Origin of the sequence: Mesorhizobium sp. M0862 (assembly GCF_040319795.1) — a bacterium.
In the GTDB taxonomy this organism is placed as follows: domain Bacteria; phylum Pseudomonadota; class Alphaproteobacteria; order Rhizobiales; family Rhizobiaceae; genus Mesorhizobium.
Map to the genome: position 1 here is coordinate 38721 of NZ_JAMYOJ010000004.1, position 16264 is coordinate 54984.

Consider the following 16264-nt stretch of genomic DNA (forward strand, 5'->3'; position numbering starts at 1 on the left):
GGCGCAAGCCCTCAACAAGGAGAGAAGACAATGTTCAACTCATTCAAGACGGCAGCCCTTTCGGGTCTCGTAGCTCTCGGCACCCTTGCCGCAGTGCCCGCTCAGGCGGACTCGATCTATCTCGGCTTCGGCAACAACCACGACCGCCGCGTCGGCGTCTACACCGGCGACGATGAGGACGGCTTTCGCCGTGACCGCAATTGGCGCCGCTGCTCGCCGGATCGCGCCCTCGACAAGGCCGAGCGCATGGGCCTGCACCGCGTCCGCATCGTCGATGTCAATCGCCGCGTGGTGAAGGTCGCCGGCCGCCAGTATGGCGATCGAGTAGTGGTCGTGTTCGCCAATGAGCGCGGCTGCCCGGTTATCTATCGCTAAGAGAACCAGACTGATCTTCTGCGAAGATCAGTCTGAGATACGACCTTCTGCGAAGGTCGATCCGGAGGCATGTTCCTCTGCGAGGATCAGCCTGGAGTAGCGGCATGACCCTTCTAGGGTTAGCCAGGAGCCCCTTTCCCTCCGCGGAAAGGTGCGGCTCGAAAAAACCCCGGAGGCCAGCCCTCCGGGGTTTTTCATGTCGGAAATCTGCGGTTCCGGCCGACGGGTTCAGCAGAACCGCGGCCGGCCCGGCGGCCTGCTACTTGAGCTCGAATGTCACTGTTACCTGCACGGCGTAGGCATTCTCGCCGGCCTGCACGGGAACCGCGGCGCCTGCCGCATCGAAGGCCTTGGCATTGATCGGCATCGGCGCCGGCGCAACGTTCTGGTCGGTGATTTCCAGCACCCGGCCGATGCTGACGCCGGCGGCTTCGGCCAGCGTCTTGGCCTTGGCCATGGCATCGGCGACCGCCTTCTTGCGGGCTTCGGTGACGGCAGCTTTCGGGTCTTCGTTGGAGAACGAAATGCCGCCGCCCTGGTTGACGCCGAGCGACACAGCCTTGTCGAGAATCTCACCTGTTTTGTCGATGTCGCGGATGCGCACCGAGAGTGTGTTGGTCACCTGGTAGGCTACAAGCTCGGCTTCCTGGCTGCCGTCCGGTTTGTTGGTGTAGTTGTAACGCGGGTTGATCTGGATGCCGGCGGTCTGCAGGTCGCGGTCCTTGATCCCTGCCGACTTCATTGCCGCGATCACGGCGGCCATGGCGTCGTTGTTGGCGTCGAGTGCCGCGCGTGCGGTGTTGGCCTCGCGCATGACGCTGAGCGTCAGCAGCGCCAGGTCAGGCGCCACGGTCGACTGGCCTTCACCCGACACGATGATGCGGGGCGGGGGCAGCGAATCGGCAGCGCTTGCCATCGCCGGAAAAGCGATCGCGGCGGCAAGTGCGAGCGGCAAAATATGTCTGGTCATGAAAATCTCCTCGGTGTGCGATCCAGTCGCGCCTGTCGACTAGGGCGCGAATATGGGCTGATTTGGGCGATCTCGGCCAGCCCGTCCGGAAAGCCTTGTGCCGCGCAAGGAAAAACACTAATCCAGCGCGCGTGGGGCCTGTAGCTCAATGGTTAGAGCCGGCGGCTCATAACCGCTTGGTTGGGGGTTCGAGTCCCTCCGGGCCCACCATTATCGTTATTTATCAATGTGTTATAGGGTGATTCGCCACGAGGTTCGCCAACAGGTTCGCCAAGCATCGGCTTGCGCGTGACCAGCCGCACGACTCGATCCCCTGGACCGCCAGCTGTACCTGCTATGCTCGCGCGAATAGAGCTCCGCATGATCGATATCGTCGTGACCGAGGACGTCCATCATCTGCCTGGTGGAGGCCTCGGCCTCCGCCAGATAAACACCGAGCGATTTCCTCAAACCATGCAGGGTAAGGCCCTTCGGAAGACCGGCAAGCTTGCACCAATGCGCCATCATTCCAGTCAAGGACTTGGCGGAGAAGGGCTCCCCATAGGCGTTGACCAAGACGGTCTCGCCGCGCCTGTCAGCCGCATCCAGGATCTCGGACAGCATCGGCGTGATCGGCACGAAAAGCCGTTTGCCGCCTGTTCGTCCCTTGTTCTTGGCCTGGACGATATCAAACCCGTCAAAGTGACGCTCGACGCCATCGATGAAGACACGGCTGGTGACCCTCTGGTCCCAGCGCAGGCCCGCGACGTCGCCGCGGCGGCTGCCGAGCCAAAGCGCCAAACCATAGCAAGTGCGTGCTGCGGTGCCCAAGTGCCAACGGTTTTCAAATTGCGCCATCGCTTCGCGCGACCAGGCTTTCCAACCGACATAGGCCGGGCGCCACTCGACCGCTGCTGTGGGATCGATTTGATCCAATCTTGTCGCAGTGCTATATAGACCAGCTTGCGTATGCCCACCAGCAGGTGCTTGGCCTTATGGGGTGTGGCGATGAAGCGGCCAAGAAGCTCTTCAATATGGATACGTCTAAGGTTCTTAACCGGTACGTCGCGCCAAATCAGTGGGTGATCTGGGACCACCCGCAGTTCCAGAAATTCTTCAATCAGCCGCGTGTTCTTGCGCTTGCTGGCTTCGTCAAGCGCCAACCACTTGACTGAGATCTTCAACCGTTGAAAGGCCGCTCCAAATGTGCCTGGCAGGGCGGCACCAGGCATTTGGACGACGGTTGCCTTGGGGACTTTTCGGCCTTCGACCGCTGCCTGGTCTGCGTCCTTAAATCCCGGCTGATTGGGAGTAGGCAGGCTGACCAAACGCTCCTTCGTCCGATAGCGCCAGGGCGCAGGTGGATCTGGTTGCTGAGCGAGCCTTGCGTGAGCCCCGGCGTTCTTGCGGGCGCGGCGCAGGATGGCCCCGAGTTGTTTTTCGTTGCGAGCGATCTGGTCTGTCATGATGGGTCTCCACGTCTGCAATATACGCGATCGCGTATTAGTCGTAACATACGGGGTTGCGTATAAAATTGATGTATACGCGATCGCGTATGACGCCGATCGGTCAGCTGGCAAGCGGCGGTCTTATGCCGCCAGCCCGGCGGGCTGTCGCTGAGCGCGAAGGCGAGCGTCTGCGGCTTGGTCGCCTGCAGCGACGCATAGACGCCTTCCTCGGTCGAGAAAGCGACGCCGTTATCCAGGAACGCCTGCTCCTCGGCAGAATCGGCGGCGATCCCGGACCGGTCCCTGGGCGGAAGCTGCCGGGAATGTAGTTCAGGTGAATCCCAAACAGGCTCCCCGGGTGGCCGCGCGCCAGCCACACGCTTGTGGGAGTTGCGCGAGGCGAGTTGCTCACGCTCAGCTAACGCGGCCCTCCCGAGGAGTTAGGCATCTTGCTGTGGTATCAGTGGTCGATGACGGTACCTCTGCGGCATGCATCGGGCAGTTACTCGCAAATGCGCCGAAGGCGTCGTAGCGTTTGGTCGGGGATGATGGTTTTGAAAAGCCCAGCCGAGTCGATTGGATGCATCGTCCGTTTTTCACAGGATGGACAACGCCTGGGATCAGTTTTACGAGTCAGCCCAACCAGCGGAGATGTTCGCGTCCCCAAATGAACAAGATGGACACCCAAAACAGCAAGGGCGGCGACGAGCGCTCGACCGCCACCAGCCTTCTGCGGCTCGGCATACGGTTGAAACTCTCCCGGCAGACGCGTGGGCTGACCTTGAAGGCGCTAGCTGCCGCCGCGAACTGCTCTGAAAGCCTGCTTTCCAAGGTCGAGAACGGCAAGGTCTCGCCCTCGCTTCCCATGCTGCACCGGCTTGTCGAGGTGCTTGGCACCAACATTGGCTGGATGTTCGAGGAATCCGATGGTGAGGAAGGCATCGTCTTTCGGGCTGGATCGCGGCCGTTGATCGCGCTCGATCCGCTTCGGCGCGGCGAAGGCATTTCGCTCGAGCGCGTCATTCCGTATTCGCCCGGCCATCTCCTGCAGTGCAACATCCATCACATCGAGGCGGGAGGTGAGAGCGCCGGCCCTATCCAGCACGCTGGCGAGGAAGTCGGCTACCTCCTGGAAGGTGCGATCGAATTGATGGTCGGCGAAAAGACGTTTCGCCTGTCGGCCGGCGATTCCTTCGTCTTCAATTCCGAACTGCCGCACTGGTACCGCAATGTCGGCGACGAACGCGCCAGCATTTTCTGGGTGAACACGCCGGCAACATTCTGATAGGGCGAGCCCCTCATTTGTCTTCGTTGATGCCAATTCAAGTCACTTGACAAGAAATCAAGCATCTTGAAATATGCTCTGCGCTCAGGCGCCAGGTGAGCCCGATCAAGGGCCTTTTCGAGAAAACCAAGGGGAACCGGAATGCGTCTTACCAAGATCCTTTCAGGCTGCGCCGCAGCCATCGCCATGACCCTCGCCCTCGGCTCTGCTTCCGCCATGGCCGAGACCTATGCGCTGGTGACCATCAACCAGCAGGCCCTGTTCTTCAACCAGATCAATGACGGCGCAACGGCTGCCGCAAAGGCTGCCGGCGTCGACCTCGTCATCTTCAACGCCAACAATGTACCAAGCGCGCAGAACGACGCCATCGAGAACTACATCACCCAGAAGGTCGACGGCATCATTCTCGTCGCCATCGATGTCAACGGTGTGAAGCCGGCCATCACCGCGGCCAAAGCCGCCGGCATTCCGGTCATCGCGATTGACGCGCAGATCCCAAATGGCGACAACGTCGCCTTCGTCGGCGTTGACAACACCAAGGCAGGCGAGGATATCGGCAAGTTCTACGCCGAATACGTGAAGACTAAGCTGAGCGGCACCGCCAAGATCGGCGTCGTTGGCGCGCTCAATTCGTTTATCCAGAACCAGCGCCTCGACGGCTTCAAGAAGGCTGTCACCGACAGCGGCCAGAAGGTCACCTTCCTCGACACGGTCGACGGCCAGAACGTCCAGGACGTCGCCCTGTCCGCCTCCGAAAACCTGATGACCGCCAATCCTGACATGACGACGCTTTACGCGACCGGCGAGCCGGCTCTGCTCGGCGCGGTTTCCGCCGTCTCCAGCCAGGCCCGTACGGGCGACGTCAAGGTGTTCGGCTGGGACCTGACCAAGTCGGCGGTGCAGGGTCTCGAAGAGGGCTGGGTGGTCGCTGTCGTCCAGCAGGATCCGGCCGGTGAAGGCAAGGCTGCCATCGAAGCTTTCGTCAAGCTCAAGAAGGGCGAGAAGATCGACCCGATCATCAACGTTCCGATCACCATCGTGACCAAGGAAAATGTCGGCCAGTTCAAGGACATGTTCAAGTAGTATCCTCCCCGGACCGCTGGGCTGCGCATTGACCCGAGGGTTGCCTGCGCAGCCCGGCGACCGATTGAACATGTCGCGCCCAGAGAATTGGAACCATGATGAGCGATGGCGAGACCTACCGCGTCAGGATGACCGGTATTTCCAAACGGTACGGCCCTATCCAGACGCTGGACGATGTCTCGCTGAACCTGAAGCCTGGCGAAGTGCTCGGCCTGGTCGGCGACAATGGCGCCGGCAAATCCACCTTGAGCAAGGTCCTGTCCGGTGCGGTAATTCCTGATGCCGGCACCATCGAGATCGATGGCAAGGCGGTGTCTTTCTCGTCGCCGGCCGATGCCCGCGCCGCACGGGTGGAGATGGTCTACCAGGACCTTTCGCTCTGCGACACGGTGGATGTGGCGGGCAATCTCTTCCTCGGCCGCGAACCGCGTCGCCGCGTTCTCGGCGTCCCCTTTCTCGACAACAAGCGCATGCATGGCGAGACGCGCCAGATGCTCGACCGGCTCGGCATCGTCATTGCCGATACCAAGCTCAAGGTCGAAAACCTCTCCGGCGGCCAGCGCCAGTCGATCGCCATCGGCCGCGCCGCTTCTTTCGACCCCTCGGTGCTGATCATGGACGAGCCGACGGCCGCCCTTGCTGTGGCGGAAGTCGAGGCGGTTCTGGAACTCATCCGCGCCGTCAGCGCCCGTGGTGTCAGCGTCATCCTCATCACCCATCGCCTGCAGGACCTGTTCCTGGTCTGCGATCGTATCCAGGTCATGTACGAAGGCCGCAATGTCGCCGAGCGCAAGATCGGCGAGACCAGCATCGAGGAGGTCGTCAACCTGATCGTCGGCCGCAAATTCACCGCGCGCTCGGCCCGCGCAAGCCGCGATGAGGGGGTCCAACCATGAACGTTACCTCCGCCGGTGTTGGCGCCTCGCCCAAACGCGCTCACAACAGCACGTGGAAGGATGTGGCGTTAGCCAATGGCAGCGTCGTCTCGATTGCGCTGTTCTTCATCGTCGTCTGCGTGGTCTTCTCGCTGATCACCGGTTCCTTCCTGACGACGCCCAATCTGCTCAACATCGCGCGCCAGTCGGCGCCGCTGCTGATCGTTGCGGCCACGATGACCTTCGTCATCACCACCGGCGGCATCGACCTCTCGGTCGGCTCCGTGCTGGCGCTGACGGCAACGCTGTCGGCGGTTTTCCTGCAGGCCGACCTGCCATGGCCGCTGGTCGTCATTGCCATGCTGGCGCTTGGTGCTGCGATCGGCGCCTTGCACGGCTTCTTCATCGCCTACGAGCGGATACCGCCCTTCATCGTCACCCTTGCCGGGCTCTCCGTCATCCGCGGCGTGGCGTTGCTGATCACCGGCGGCTATTCGATCCCGGTCGAACCGACCAGCTTCTTCGTCAACATCGGCAGGGCCTGGTTTCTCGGCGTGCCGGTACCGGCGCTGCTCGCCCTTGTCGTGCTGATCATTGCCTATCTCGCCTTCAACCAGACGCCGTTCGGCCGCTATGTCACCGGCATCGGCGCCAATACAGAGGCCGTGCGCCGAGCCGGTGTCGATACGCGCTTCATGACGCTCTTCGTCTACATCCTGTCGGGCATGGCGGCGGCGGTGGCCGGCATCATCCTCGCCGCCCGGCTCGGTTCCGGCTCGTCGAATGCCGGCCAGGGGTTCGAGCTCGATGTCATCGCCGCCGTGGTGCTTGGCGGCACCAGTCTGTTCGGCGGGCGCGGTACGATCATCGGCACTGTGCTCGGCGCGTTGACCGTCGCGGTCATCGGCAACGGCTTGATCCTTGCGCATATGTCGCCCTTCCTGACGCCGATCGTTACCGGCACAATCATCCTCGTTGCCATCTGGCTGAATTTCCGCCTGTTCAAGGGCGCAACGCGGAGCCGCTGACATGGATCATCTGTTCGACGACAAGCCAAGGGAACGGGCACCGATCGGTGTTCGCTCCGGCACGGTGATGACCGTTACCGGCCCGGTTGCGATTGCCGATATGGGCGTGACGCTGATGCATGAACACATACTGCTCGATGGCGCGACGTCGTGGAAATGCCCTTGCCATCCCGACGAGACGAAGATCGCCGAGCAGCCGGTCAGCATGGAGATCATCGGCGAGTTGCGGATGAACCCCTACATGAACCGCGACAACGTCTCGCTCGAGGACAGCGACCTAGCCCTTTCGGAGTTGGCGAAATACCGGGCGCTCGGCGGCCATACCGTGGTGGATGCGACCAACATTGGCATTGGCCGCGATCCGGTGAAGCTGGCGCGCATCGCCCGCGCCTCTGGATTGCGGATCGTCATGGGGACGGGCTTCTACCTGCAGCACACCCATCCCGTCTGGCTGAAAGCGATGGACGTTGACGACGTCACCGAATTCCTCGTCAATGATGTCGGCGGCGGGTCGGCGCAGCCCGAAATCATTGCCGGCATTATCGGTGAGGTTGGCGTCAGCAAGGATTTTACCGACGAGGAGCGCAAGTCGCTGCGGGCCTCCGCCCGTGCGGCCAAGATGACCGGCGTGCCGCTGACGATTCATCTGCCCGGCTGGGAGCGGCTGGCGCATGATGTGCTTGACGTGGTCGAGGCAGAAGGCGCCGATCTCCGGCATACGGTGCTTTGCCACATGAACCCCAGCCACAACGATCTTGCCTACCAGCAAAGCCTCGCCGCGCGTGGCGCCTTCCTGGAATACGACATGATCGGCATGGATTTCTACTATGCCGACCAGGATGCGCAGTCGCCGTCCGACGAGCAGAATGCGCGGGCGATCCGCTCGCTGATCGATATGGGACTGCTCGACAGGATTCTGCTGTCGCAGGACGTCTTTCTCAAGATCATGCTGACCCGCTTCGGCGGTTTCGGCTACGGCTTCATCCTCAAGCATTTCGTGCCGAGACTGAAACGCCATGGTGTCGAGCAGTCGGCAATCGACACGATGCTCATCGACAATCCAAAGACTGTGTTCGCCGAGGGCCTCTGAGCCGCGGCTCCAAACAAGATAGGGAGACTACATGTCCAGGAAGAAGGTTCTTCTCGCAGGCGAGTCCTGGGTCTCGACCGCGACCCACATCAAAGGCTTCGATCAGTTTCCCACCGTGACATATCACACCGGTGCCGATGAGTTGCTGGCCGCGCTGAAGGACAGCCTGTTCGACGTCACCTTCATGCCGGCGCATGAGGCACAGCGGAACTTCCCGCAGACCATGGAAGCGCTTTCGGCCTATGACGCGGTCGTGCTCTCCGATCTTGGGGCCAACACGCTGCTGCTTCACCCCGATACCTGGATCCACTCCAAACCAACGCCGAACCGGCTGCGCCTGTTGCGCGACTATGTCGGCAATGGCGGCGGCCTGTTGATGTTCGGCGGCTATTACAGCTTTCAGGGCATCAATGGCGGCGCGCGCTATCACAAGACGCCGGTTGAGGACGTTCTGCCGGTCATGTGCCTGCCGGTGGACGACCGTGTCGAGGTTCCAGAAGGCTATGCGCCGGTCGTCGTCGGCCCGCAGACCCATCCGATCCTCAAGGGCCTCGGCAAGGATTGGCCGATCCTGCTTGGCTTCAACGAGGTCACGGTCAAGGACGGTTCGGAAGTTCTCGCCACCGTGTCCTCCGACTACCGTTCGCTGCCACTGCTGGTGGCCGGCAAATATGGCCGGGGCCGCACTGTCGCCTGGACCTCGGATGTAGGGCCGCATTGGCTGCCGCCGGGCTTCATCGCCTGGAATGGCTACAAGACGTTGTTCGAACAGATGCTAGGCTGGGCAACGGCCAGGGATTAGCCATGCGCGTCCATGTCGTCGGTAATGTTTGCGTCGATACAACCTTTCAGTTGGACCGGTTTCCGGCGGCAGGCGAGACGCTGAACGCATCGGAACATGCTGACGGACTTGGCGGCAAGGGTGCGAACCAGGCGGTGGCCGCGGCGCGCACCGGAGCCGATGTTCGCTTCCGTGCCGCGATCGGCAACGATCCCGCCGGAGCCTGGATCACAGAGCAGTTGAGCCGCGATCTCGATGCCAGCCATCTGGCGGTACTGCCACTGCCCAGCGATCGGTCGACGATCATGGTCGATGCGCGCGGCGAAAACCTCATCGTCACCGGAGCCAGTTGCGCCGCCGCGTACAATCCTATGGCCGACAGCGGTTTTACCCGAGCGATCGAACGCGGCGATATCGTGGTATTTCAGGGCAATCTGGCTCCGGATATCACGGCCACTTGCCTGAAGGTGGCGCGCGGCGCGGGAGCGATGACGATCTTCAATCCGAGCCCGCTTGCGGCCGACCACACACCGGGCTTGAGCGACGTCAGCGTCGTCATCGCCAACGCGGGCGAAGCGGCGCAACTGACCGGGGCTGGCGACCCTGCCATGGCGGCCCGCGACTTGATCCGTCAGGGCGCCGGCGCTGCCATCGTGACGCTTGGCGCACTCGGCTGCCTTGTCGCCGATGGCGAAGGACGGATCGACCGGATCGCGGCGCCCAGGGTGGCCGTGCTAGACACCAGCGGCGCGGGCGACGTCTTTTGCGGTTGCCTCGCTGGTTGCCTTGCGGCCGGCATGGAACTCCTCGCGGCAGCGCGGATTGCGGTCCGCGCCGCAGCCATCTCTGTCGGGCGCGCCGGCACGCTTGAGTCCTGCCCCGGCAGGCGGGAGATGAAACTGCTCATGGAAACGACAGAAGCGGAAACCGCATGACACAATCCCCCAAACCCGTCGGCCAGGTGACGAATGATGCGCTGCAGTCGATCTTCGGCAGAAGCAAGGTGGTGATCGGCGTGGTTCATCTCGCCCCCCTGCCGGGGGCGCCGCGCTACCATGGCGAGGCGATCGAGGCCATCTATCAACGCGGCCTCGACGACGCCAAAGCCTATTTGCAGGGAGGGTGTGACGGCGTGATCGCCGAAAACCATGGTGACGTGCCGTTTTCCAAGCCGGATGATATCGGGCCGGAAACCTCCGCCTACATGTCTGTCGTCTCAGACCGGATCCGCAGAGAACTCGGCCGGCCGATCGGCATCAATGTGCTTGCCAATGCCTCCATTCCCGCGCTTTCGATCGCCAGTGCCTCCGGTGCTTCCTTCGTGCGCGTCAATCAATGGGCCAACGCCTATGTCGCCAACGAGGGCTTTATCGAAGGCGAAGCGGCGCGCGCCATGCGTTTCCGCGCAAGGCTTCGGGCCAACGGTATCCGCATCTTCGCCGACGCGCATGTCAAGCATGGCGCCCACGCGATCGTCGGCGACCGGCCGATCGAGGAGCAGGTCAAGGACCTCGTGTTCTTCGATGCCGACGCGGTGATCGCCACCGGCCAGCGCACTGGCCACGCCGCCGACCTCAGCTACATCAGGATGATCAAGGACGCCGCCGGACTGCCGACGCTTGTCGGCAGCGGGGTGACACCCGACAACGCCAACGATATCTTGGACATCGTCGACGGCGTCATTGTCGCCAGCTCGCTGAAACATGATGGAGTGTGGTGGAATCAGGTCGATCCGCAACGGGTGAAGGCCTTCATCCGCGGCCTCAAGCGGTGACTTTAGTGCCGGAGATCGACGGCGAGCGGCTGCTGGGCCGGCTCGATGCCTTCGCCCGGATCGGCGCGACGCCAGCCGGTGGCGTAAACCGACAGGCGTTCAGCATTGAGGATCGCGGCGCCCGGCGCCTGTTGGCGGAATTGGCGCTCGCGCGCGGCTTCGCGGTTTTCCAGGACGCCATGGCAAACCTTTTCGTCCGCCGCGATGGCACGGATGCCACCCTGCCGCCGCTGCTGATCGGCAGCCACCTCGACAGCCAGCCGACCGGCGGGCGCTTCGATGGAGCGCTCGGCACGCTTTCCGCCTTCGAGGCGCTCGAAGCGCTGGAGGACGCGAGGGCCGAGACTCGGATGCCGATCGAGGTCGTCGCCTGGGCCAATGAAGAGGGCAGCCGGTTTACGCCGGGTGTCATGGGCTCCATGGCCTTCACCGGAGCCGACATTTCCGCATGGCGGTCCATAGTCGGCAGCGACGGTGCGTCCCTCGCAGAGGAGCTCGGGGCAACGATCTCCGCCTTGCCAGAGGCAACCCTTCGCCCCCTCGGCATGCCGATATCCGGCTACATCGAGCTGCATATCGAACAGGGACCGTCGCTGGAAAAGGAGCGGTTGCCGATCGGTATCGTCACAGCCGTGCAAGGTACGCGCTGGCTGGAGGTCTGCATTGAGGGCGCCGCCGGTCACGCCGGTACAACCGGCCTTGCCTACCGTAGGGATCCGATGGTCGCGGCCGTTGCCGCGATTCACAGGCTCCAGACGACCATCATGCCGTTCGACAGCAGCGCAAGGCTGACGGTGGGCCGGGTCACCGCCCAGCCGGGATCGATCAACGCCATACCGCAGTCTGTGGTCTTCGCCGTCGATATCAGGCATCCGCGGGTAGAGCGGCTCGATGCCATCGAAGCAGAACTGCGCCAGGTATGCGCGGCGGAGGCAGAAGCTCAGCATTGCACGGTAACGATCAGGCGGTCGTTCGACATGCCGGGGGCGGCATTCTCTCCCGATATGGTCAAAACCGTCGAGGAGGCCGCCAATTCCCTACAGCTGCCGCACAAACAGATGATCTCGGGTGCATTCCATGACGCGCTGTTCCTCGCCCGGGTGGCGCCTGCCGTGATGATCTTTGTGCCGTGCCGTGACGGGCTGAGCCACAACGAGGCGGAATATGTGGAGCCTGCCCACGCGGTTACCGGCGCGCGGGTTCTGCTTCAAGCGGCCACCGTCGCCGCCTCTTAGGCAGCGACGGTGGCACAGGCGTGCTGGCGTGAAGAGGCAACCCGTGGGACTTCCTGGTGCCCGTCCGTCATTTCGTGACGTCGGCGGGCTGCAACGGGTGATCAAGGCCGCCGAGCTGCGGCGGATTGATCGCGGACGTACGATCGGCCCACATTCAACACCTGACCCAGCAGAAAAGCCCACCAGATCCCTGGGCCGTCATTGACGCCGTGGGTGCTAGGCGGTGACGATCTCGTCGACTTACCGAGATGGACGATCTGCTGGGCTATCGCCTCGGCCACCGGCAGGAAATCCCCACGCCCGCCATAGAGCTTGCCCGTGTCGATCGCGAGCAACTGGCGCCGTCCAGCCGTCCAGCGCTGCTGGACGTTGTCGCACTCGAGGCGTCCACAGGGATGCGTGTGTCCCAACTGTCGCTGCGGTTAATCCTAAAGCCAATGTCGCGCACCATGGAAAGAGACAATCCCGATTGGGCACCCAGAAACTGGTGACGTCGCCGGCAAGGGAAGCCGCTTCGTAGTATTGCGCGACGGCGACGCCAGGCATCATGGCAACGAACCTTATTGCCCAAAGGCATCGGCGCTTTCAAAAATGTCGATAGATGACTGCGAGCCGTTTTGATCCTTCCCGGCCATCGCCAGATGGACGTTGCTACCGCACATTAGCAGAACCGGATTTTTCTCGCCAAAGGCGAAAAATCGAAACGTCGTTCCTTATCTCTATAGATTTTGTCGAATATCGTCTGCCCCGGTTTGGAAATGACCGATGCGCATGCAGGGTCTGGGAGATTGACGAGTTGGCAAGGCTATCGGTTCTCGGAATATCCGGCGGCGTAAGCACGCCATCGCGCACAACCGCGGTGGTGAACGCGCTGGTCAAGGACGTCGCGCTGCGCGTCCCGGCAGACACGGGCCTGATCGAAATCACCGAGGCGGCGCCTTCGCTTTTCGTCGGACTGTCCCGTGGCGCCCTCGGCGCGTCCGGCGAAGCGATCATCCAGCGTGTCGAGAAGGCCGATCTGCTCGTGGTCGGAACGCCTGTCTATCGGGCTTCCTACACCGGCGCCCTCAAGCACCTGTTCGACCTCGTCGACTATCGCGCGCTCGCCGGCAAGACCGTGCTTCTCGCGGCGACAGGCGGAGGTCCTTACCATGGCCTGGTTCTCGAACATCAGCTGCGGCCATTATTCGGCTTTTTCGGCGCCGTCACCGTACCGACCGGCGTCTATGGGGCGCCCGACGATTTCATCGGCGCCGAAATCGTCGGCGAGGCGATACGCGAACGCATTTCACGGGCCGCATCCGAAGCGGTTTCACTGCTCAATTCCAACCATGCAAATGCCGCCGCCGCAGCGCGCGTCGGCTGAGCCAACCAAAAAGGGAACAACGACATGACGTCTCATTCCGACGGCCTGAAATTCGCCTACTGGGTTCCGAACGTCTCCGGCGGCCTGGTCATCTCCAACATCGAGCAGCGGACCGGTTGGGACATCGACTACAACCGCAAGCTCGCCCAGATCGCAGAGGCCAACGGCTTCGACTACGCACTGAGCCAGATCCGCTTCACCGCCGGCTACGGCGCCGACAACCAGCACGAATCCGTGTCGTTCAGCCACGCACTGCTGGCCGCCACCACAACGCTGAAAGTGATTGCCGCCGTCTTGCCCGGTCCATGGAACCCGGCGCTGGCGGCCAAGCAGATCGCCACCATCAACCACCTGACCAATGGCCGCGTGGCCGTCAATGTCGTCAGCGGCTGGTTCCGTGGCGAGTTCGCCGCCATCGGCGAGATGTGGCTCGACCATGACGAGCGCTACCGCCGCTCGGAGGAGTTCATCCGCGCGTTGCGCGGCATCTGGACCGAGGACAATTTTACGCTGAAGGGCGACTTCTATCGCTTCACCAACTACTCGATGAAGCCGAAGCCGATCGATCCGCAGCCCGAGATCTTCCAGGGCGGCTCGTCGCGCGCCGCGCGTGACATGGCTTCGCGGGTGTCCGACTGGTATTTCACCAACGGCAACACGCCCGAAGAGATCAGGAAGCAGGTCGACGATATCCAGGCCAAGGCGAAGGCGAATGGCCACAAGGTGAAGATCGGCGTCAACGCCTTTGCCATTGCTCGCGAAACCGAGGCGGAAGCACGCGCCGTGCTGGACGAGATCGTCGCCAAGGCCAATCCCGAAGCGGTGCAGGGCTTTGCCGACCAGGTCAAGAATGCCGGCAAGGCCTCGCCGGAAGGCGAGGGCAACTGGGCGAAGTCGTCCCTTGAGGATCTGGTGCAATACAATGACGGCTTCCGCAGCAATCTGATTGGCACGCCGGAACAGATCGCCGAACGCATCCTCAAGCTGAAGGATGCCGGCGCCGATCTGATCCTGCTCGGCTTCCTGCATTTCCAGGAAGAGGTCGAGTTCTTCGGCAAGCGCATCATCCCGCTGGTGCGCGAACTGGAAGCGGCGCGTGACAGGGAGCTTGTCGCCGCCGAATAGGCCAGGGCGCGGCCTGCGGGCCGCCCACTCCTCCAAAATCAGGAACGTGTCATGATTGGTGCTTCGCTGGGAGCCGCCGCATACGAGCGTGCGCCCGAAATCCCCGGCATTCTTGCTGGCGCTGGTCCACTCACGGACACGCGCCCGGCGCGCCTGTCGGCAAAGGTCGATGCGATCCTGACCCTGAGCGGGATTGGCATTTCGTTCGGCGGCGTCACGGCGCTGAGCGATGTCGATCTCGAGGTCAAGAGCGGCGAAATCCGCGCCGTGATCGGCCCCAACGGCGCAGGCAAATCCTCGCTGATCAACATCATCAGCGGCCTCTATCACGCCGACCACGGCAAGATCGCGATCGCCGGCCAGTCATTCTCCCGTGTGCCCGCGAACCGTCTGGCACGTCTGGGCGTCGCGCGCACCTTCCAGAACCTGGCGCTCTTTCCCGGGCTTTCGGTGCGCGACAACATCGCGTCGGGCCGCGTCCACACCAGGCGCGCCAGTTTTGTCGAACATATTGCCGGCCTGCCACGCGCCAGGCGCGAAGACGCTGCGATTGCCGAAAAGGTCGACCAGACAATCGCCTTCCTGCATCTGGAAACGGTCGCCGATCAGCTGGTCGCGACGCTGCCCTACGGCTTGCAGAAGCGGGTCGAACTGGCGCGAGCGCTGGTTGCCGAGCCGAAGATCCTGCTGCTCGACGAACCGATGGCGGGCATGACGGCGACCGAGAAAGCCGAGATGGCCGGGTTCGTGCGCGCCGCGCGCGACCGGCATGGCGTCACCATCATCCTGATCGAGCACGACATCGGGGTCGTCATGGGCCTATCCGACCGCGTCGCCGTGCTCGATTACGGCCGCAAGATCGCCGACGGCACGCCGGCCGAAGTGCGCGCCGATCCGGACGTGATCCGGGCCTATCTCGGCACCGCCGAGGGCGAGGATGGCGAGGGCATCTGATGAGCTACTATGATTTTCTCTTCGTTGTCGAAGTGCTGGTCGGCGGCCTGTTGTCGGGAGTCATGTATTCGCTCGTCGCCATCGGCTTCGTGCTGATCTACAAGACGTCGGGTGTGCTGAACTTCGCGCAAGGGTCGATGGTGCTGTTTGCGGCACTCACCTTTGTCAGCCTGGTCGAACGCGGCATCCCGTTTGCGCTTGCGCTGCTCATCACCTTCGCAGTCATGGTCGCGCTGGGTTTCACCATCGAGCGAACCGTGCTCAGGCCGCTGGTGAACCGCTCGCCGATGACACTGTTCATGGCCACGCTTGGCCTGTCCTACATCATTGAGGGCGCTGCCCAACTGATCTGGGGCACGCAGGTGCACGGGCTTGATCTCGGCATCGACGACACGCCCTTCGAGGTCGGCGGCATCCTCATCTCGTCGTTCGATCTGCTCGCGGCCGGCATTGCCGCGGTGATGGTGGCCGGCTTGAGCGCATTCTTCTACTGGACGCGGATCGGGCTGGCTTTTCGCGCCGTCGCCGACGATCAGTTCGCGGCACTTGCCGTCGGGCTGCGGCTGCCGCGGATCTGGGGAACGGTGTGGACGGCTGCAGGCTTCGTGGCGCTGGTCGCGGGACTGCTGTGGGGCGCACGCCTCGGCGTCCAGTTCTCGCTATCGCTGATCGTGTTGAAGGCGCTGCCGGTGCTGGTGCTTGGCGGCTTCGATTCCATCCTTGGCGCCATCGTCGGCGGCCTCATCATCGGCGCCAGCGAAAAGCTCGCTGAGGTCTATCTCGGACCCTTCGTCGGCGGCGGCATCGAAGGCTGGTTCGCCTATGCGCTGGCGCTGGTTGTCCTACTGGTGCGCCCCTCCGGCCTGTTTGGCCAGAAAACCGTCGAAAGGGTCTGA

18 protein-coding genes and 1 tRNA gene are annotated in these 16264 nt (G+C 62.8%); 17 read left to right on the forward strand and 2 right to left on the reverse strand.

The annotated features are described in order from the left end of the window. The first annotated feature begins 30 nt into the window (after window positions 1-30). Entirely contained in the window at window positions 31-375 is a 345-nt protein-coding gene (locus NKI15_RS07290; protein ID WP_023672466.1) for a hypothetical protein, read from the forward strand. Window positions 376-634: 259 nt separating this feature from the next. On the opposite strand, the gene NKI15_RS07295 is transcribed toward NKI15_RS07290, so the two are convergent. After that, window positions 635-1345, reverse strand: a complete 711-nt coding sequence (locus tag NKI15_RS07295) for an SIMPL domain-containing protein (RefSeq protein WP_023686087.1) — start codon at window positions 1343-1345, stop codon at window positions 635-637. Window positions 1346-1479: 134 nt separating this feature from the next. Between NKI15_RS07295 and NKI15_RS07300 the strand changes: the two genes are divergently transcribed. After that, window positions 1480-1555 (forward strand) — tRNA-Ile (locus NKI15_RS07300). A 21-nt stretch (window positions 1556-1576) separates the two neighbouring features. Here the strand turns inward: NKI15_RS07300 and NKI15_RS07305 are convergent. Then, on the reverse strand, window positions 1577-2125 hold the full coding sequence (locus NKI15_RS07305) for a tyrosine-type recombinase/integrase (protein WP_488473754.1): 549 nt from the start codon (window positions 2123-2125) through the stop codon (window positions 1577-1579). 137 nt (window positions 2126-2262) lie between these two features. Between NKI15_RS07305 and NKI15_RS07310 the strand changes: the two genes are divergently transcribed. From NKI15_RS07310 to NKI15_RS07380, 15 genes are all read left to right on the forward strand, one after another. Next, a complete protein-coding gene (locus NKI15_RS07310; protein WP_031195849.1) occupies window positions 2263-2499 on the forward strand; it encodes a hypothetical protein in 237 nt (78 codons plus the stop codon). A 940-nt stretch (window positions 2500-3439) separates the two neighbouring features. Next, window positions 3440-4057 carry a cupin domain-containing protein gene (locus NKI15_RS07315; protein WP_023672469.1) on the forward strand — a complete coding sequence of 206 codons (618 nt, stop codon included), beginning with the start codon at window positions 3440-3442 and terminating at the stop codon, window positions 4055-4057. A 141-nt stretch (window positions 4058-4198) separates the two neighbouring features. Beyond that, the gene (locus NKI15_RS07320; RefSeq protein WP_023701800.1) at window positions 4199-5140 is read left to right on the forward strand and encodes an ABC transporter substrate-binding protein; all 942 of its coding nucleotides are present in this window, start codon (window positions 4199-4201) and stop codon (window positions 5138-5140) included. 95 nt (window positions 5141-5235) lie between these two features. Next, entirely contained in the window at window positions 5236-6036 is an 801-nt protein-coding gene (locus tag NKI15_RS07325) for an ATP-binding cassette domain-containing protein (RefSeq protein WP_023713118.1), read from the forward strand. Next, window positions 6033-7043, forward strand: coding sequence for an ABC transporter permease (locus tag NKI15_RS07330; RefSeq protein WP_023705822.1), 1011 nt, complete (start codon window positions 6033-6035; stop codon window positions 7041-7043). Before NKI15_RS07325 ends, NKI15_RS07330 begins: the two co-directional genes overlap by 4 nt. Window position 7044: 1 nt before the next feature. Continuing rightward, complete coding sequence (locus NKI15_RS07335; protein WP_023707681.1) at window positions 7045-8133, forward strand: phosphotriesterase family protein; 1089 nt, start codon at window positions 7045-7047, stop codon at window positions 8131-8133. Window positions 8134-8164: 31 nt separating this feature from the next. Continuing rightward, window positions 8165-8935 (forward strand): glutamine amidotransferase, encoded by a 771-nt coding sequence (locus NKI15_RS07340; protein ID WP_023705820.1) that lies wholly within the window; start codon window positions 8165-8167, stop codon window positions 8933-8935. Window positions 8936-8937: 2 nt separating this feature from the next. Then, the gene (locus NKI15_RS07345; protein WP_023707682.1) at window positions 8938-9849 is read left to right on the forward strand and encodes a ribokinase; all 912 of its coding nucleotides are present in this window, start codon (window positions 8938-8940) and stop codon (window positions 9847-9849) included. After that, entirely contained in the window at window positions 9846-10688 is an 843-nt protein-coding gene (locus NKI15_RS07350) for a BtpA/SgcQ family protein (protein ID WP_023707683.1), read from the forward strand. Before NKI15_RS07345 ends, NKI15_RS07350 begins: the two co-directional genes overlap by 4 nt. Continuing rightward, window positions 10685-11923, forward strand: a complete 1239-nt coding sequence (locus NKI15_RS07355) for a Zn-dependent hydrolase (protein WP_023707684.1) — start codon at window positions 10685-10687, stop codon at window positions 11921-11923. Before NKI15_RS07350 ends, NKI15_RS07355 begins: the two co-directional genes overlap by 4 nt. Window positions 11924-12171: 248 nt before the next feature. Beyond that, a complete protein-coding gene (locus NKI15_RS07360; RefSeq protein ID WP_023706569.1) occupies window positions 12172-12414 on the forward strand; it encodes a hypothetical protein in 243 nt (80 codons plus the stop codon). 305 nt (window positions 12415-12719) lie between these two features. Then, window positions 12720-13289 carry an FMN reductase gene (msuE, locus tag NKI15_RS07365; protein ID WP_031193016.1) on the forward strand — a complete coding sequence of 190 codons (570 nt, stop codon included), beginning with the start codon at window positions 12720-12722 and terminating at the stop codon, window positions 13287-13289. A 24-nt stretch (window positions 13290-13313) separates the two neighbouring features. Continuing rightward, complete coding sequence (gene sfnG / locus NKI15_RS07370) at window positions 13314-14414, forward strand: dimethylsulfone monooxygenase SfnG (protein ID WP_023709130.1); 1101 nt, start codon at window positions 13314-13316, stop codon at window positions 14412-14414. Window positions 14415-14465: 51 nt separating this feature from the next. After that, on the forward strand, window positions 14466-15368 hold the full coding sequence (locus NKI15_RS07375) for an ABC transporter ATP-binding protein (protein ID WP_023706570.1): 903 nt from the start codon (window positions 14466-14468) through the stop codon (window positions 15366-15368). After that, a complete protein-coding gene (locus NKI15_RS07380; protein ID WP_352885951.1) occupies window positions 15368-16264 on the forward strand; it encodes a branched-chain amino acid ABC transporter permease in 897 nt (298 codons plus the stop codon). The genes NKI15_RS07375 and NKI15_RS07380 overlap by 1 nt, the downstream gene beginning before the upstream one ends.

Bases quoted from the DNA above. Each gene is read 5' to 3' on its own strand.
- NKI15_RS07375 (WP_023706570.1), top strand. From the start codon at position 14,466: ATGATTGGTGCTTCGCTGGGAGCCGCCGCATACGAGCGTGCGCCCGAA.
- NKI15_RS07315 (WP_023672469.1), top strand. From the start codon at position 3,440: ATGAACAAGATGGACACCCAAAACAGCAAGGGCGGCGACGAGCGCTCG.
- NKI15_RS07380 (WP_352885951.1), top strand. From the start codon at position 15,368: ATGAGCTACTATGATTTTCTCTTCGTTGTCGAAGTGCTGGTCGGCGGC.
- NKI15_RS07345 (WP_023707682.1), top strand. From the start codon at position 8,938: ATGCGCGTCCATGTCGTCGGTAATGTTTGCGTCGATACAACCTTTCAG.
- NKI15_RS07330 (WP_023705822.1), top strand. From the start codon at position 6,033: ATGAACGTTACCTCCGCCGGTGTTGGCGCCTCGCCCAAACGCGCTCAC.
- NKI15_RS07295 (WP_023686087.1), bottom strand. From the start codon at position 1,345: ATGACCAGACATATTTTGCCGCTCGCACTTGCCGCCGCGATCGCTTTT.
- sfnG (WP_023709130.1), top strand. From the start codon at position 13,314: ATGACGTCTCATTCCGACGGCCTGAAATTCGCCTACTGGGTTCCGAAC.
- NKI15_RS07335 (WP_023707681.1), top strand. From the start codon at position 7,045: ATGGATCATCTGTTCGACGACAAGCCAAGGGAACGGGCACCGATCGGT.
- NKI15_RS07350 (WP_023707683.1), top strand. From the start codon at position 9,846: ATGACACAATCCCCCAAACCCGTCGGCCAGGTGACGAATGATGCGCTG.
- NKI15_RS07360 (WP_023706569.1), top strand. From the start codon at position 12,172: ATGGACGATCTGCTGGGCTATCGCCTCGGCCACCGGCAGGAAATCCCC.
- NKI15_RS07325 (WP_023713118.1), top strand. From the start codon at position 5,236: ATGATGAGCGATGGCGAGACCTACCGCGTCAGGATGACCGGTATTTCC.
- NKI15_RS07320 (WP_023701800.1), top strand. From the start codon at position 4,199: ATGCGTCTTACCAAGATCCTTTCAGGCTGCGCCGCAGCCATCGCCATG.
- NKI15_RS07290 (WP_023672466.1), top strand. From the start codon at position 31: ATGTTCAACTCATTCAAGACGGCAGCCCTTTCGGGTCTCGTAGCTCTC.
- NKI15_RS07340 (WP_023705820.1), top strand. From the start codon at position 8,165: ATGTCCAGGAAGAAGGTTCTTCTCGCAGGCGAGTCCTGGGTCTCGACC.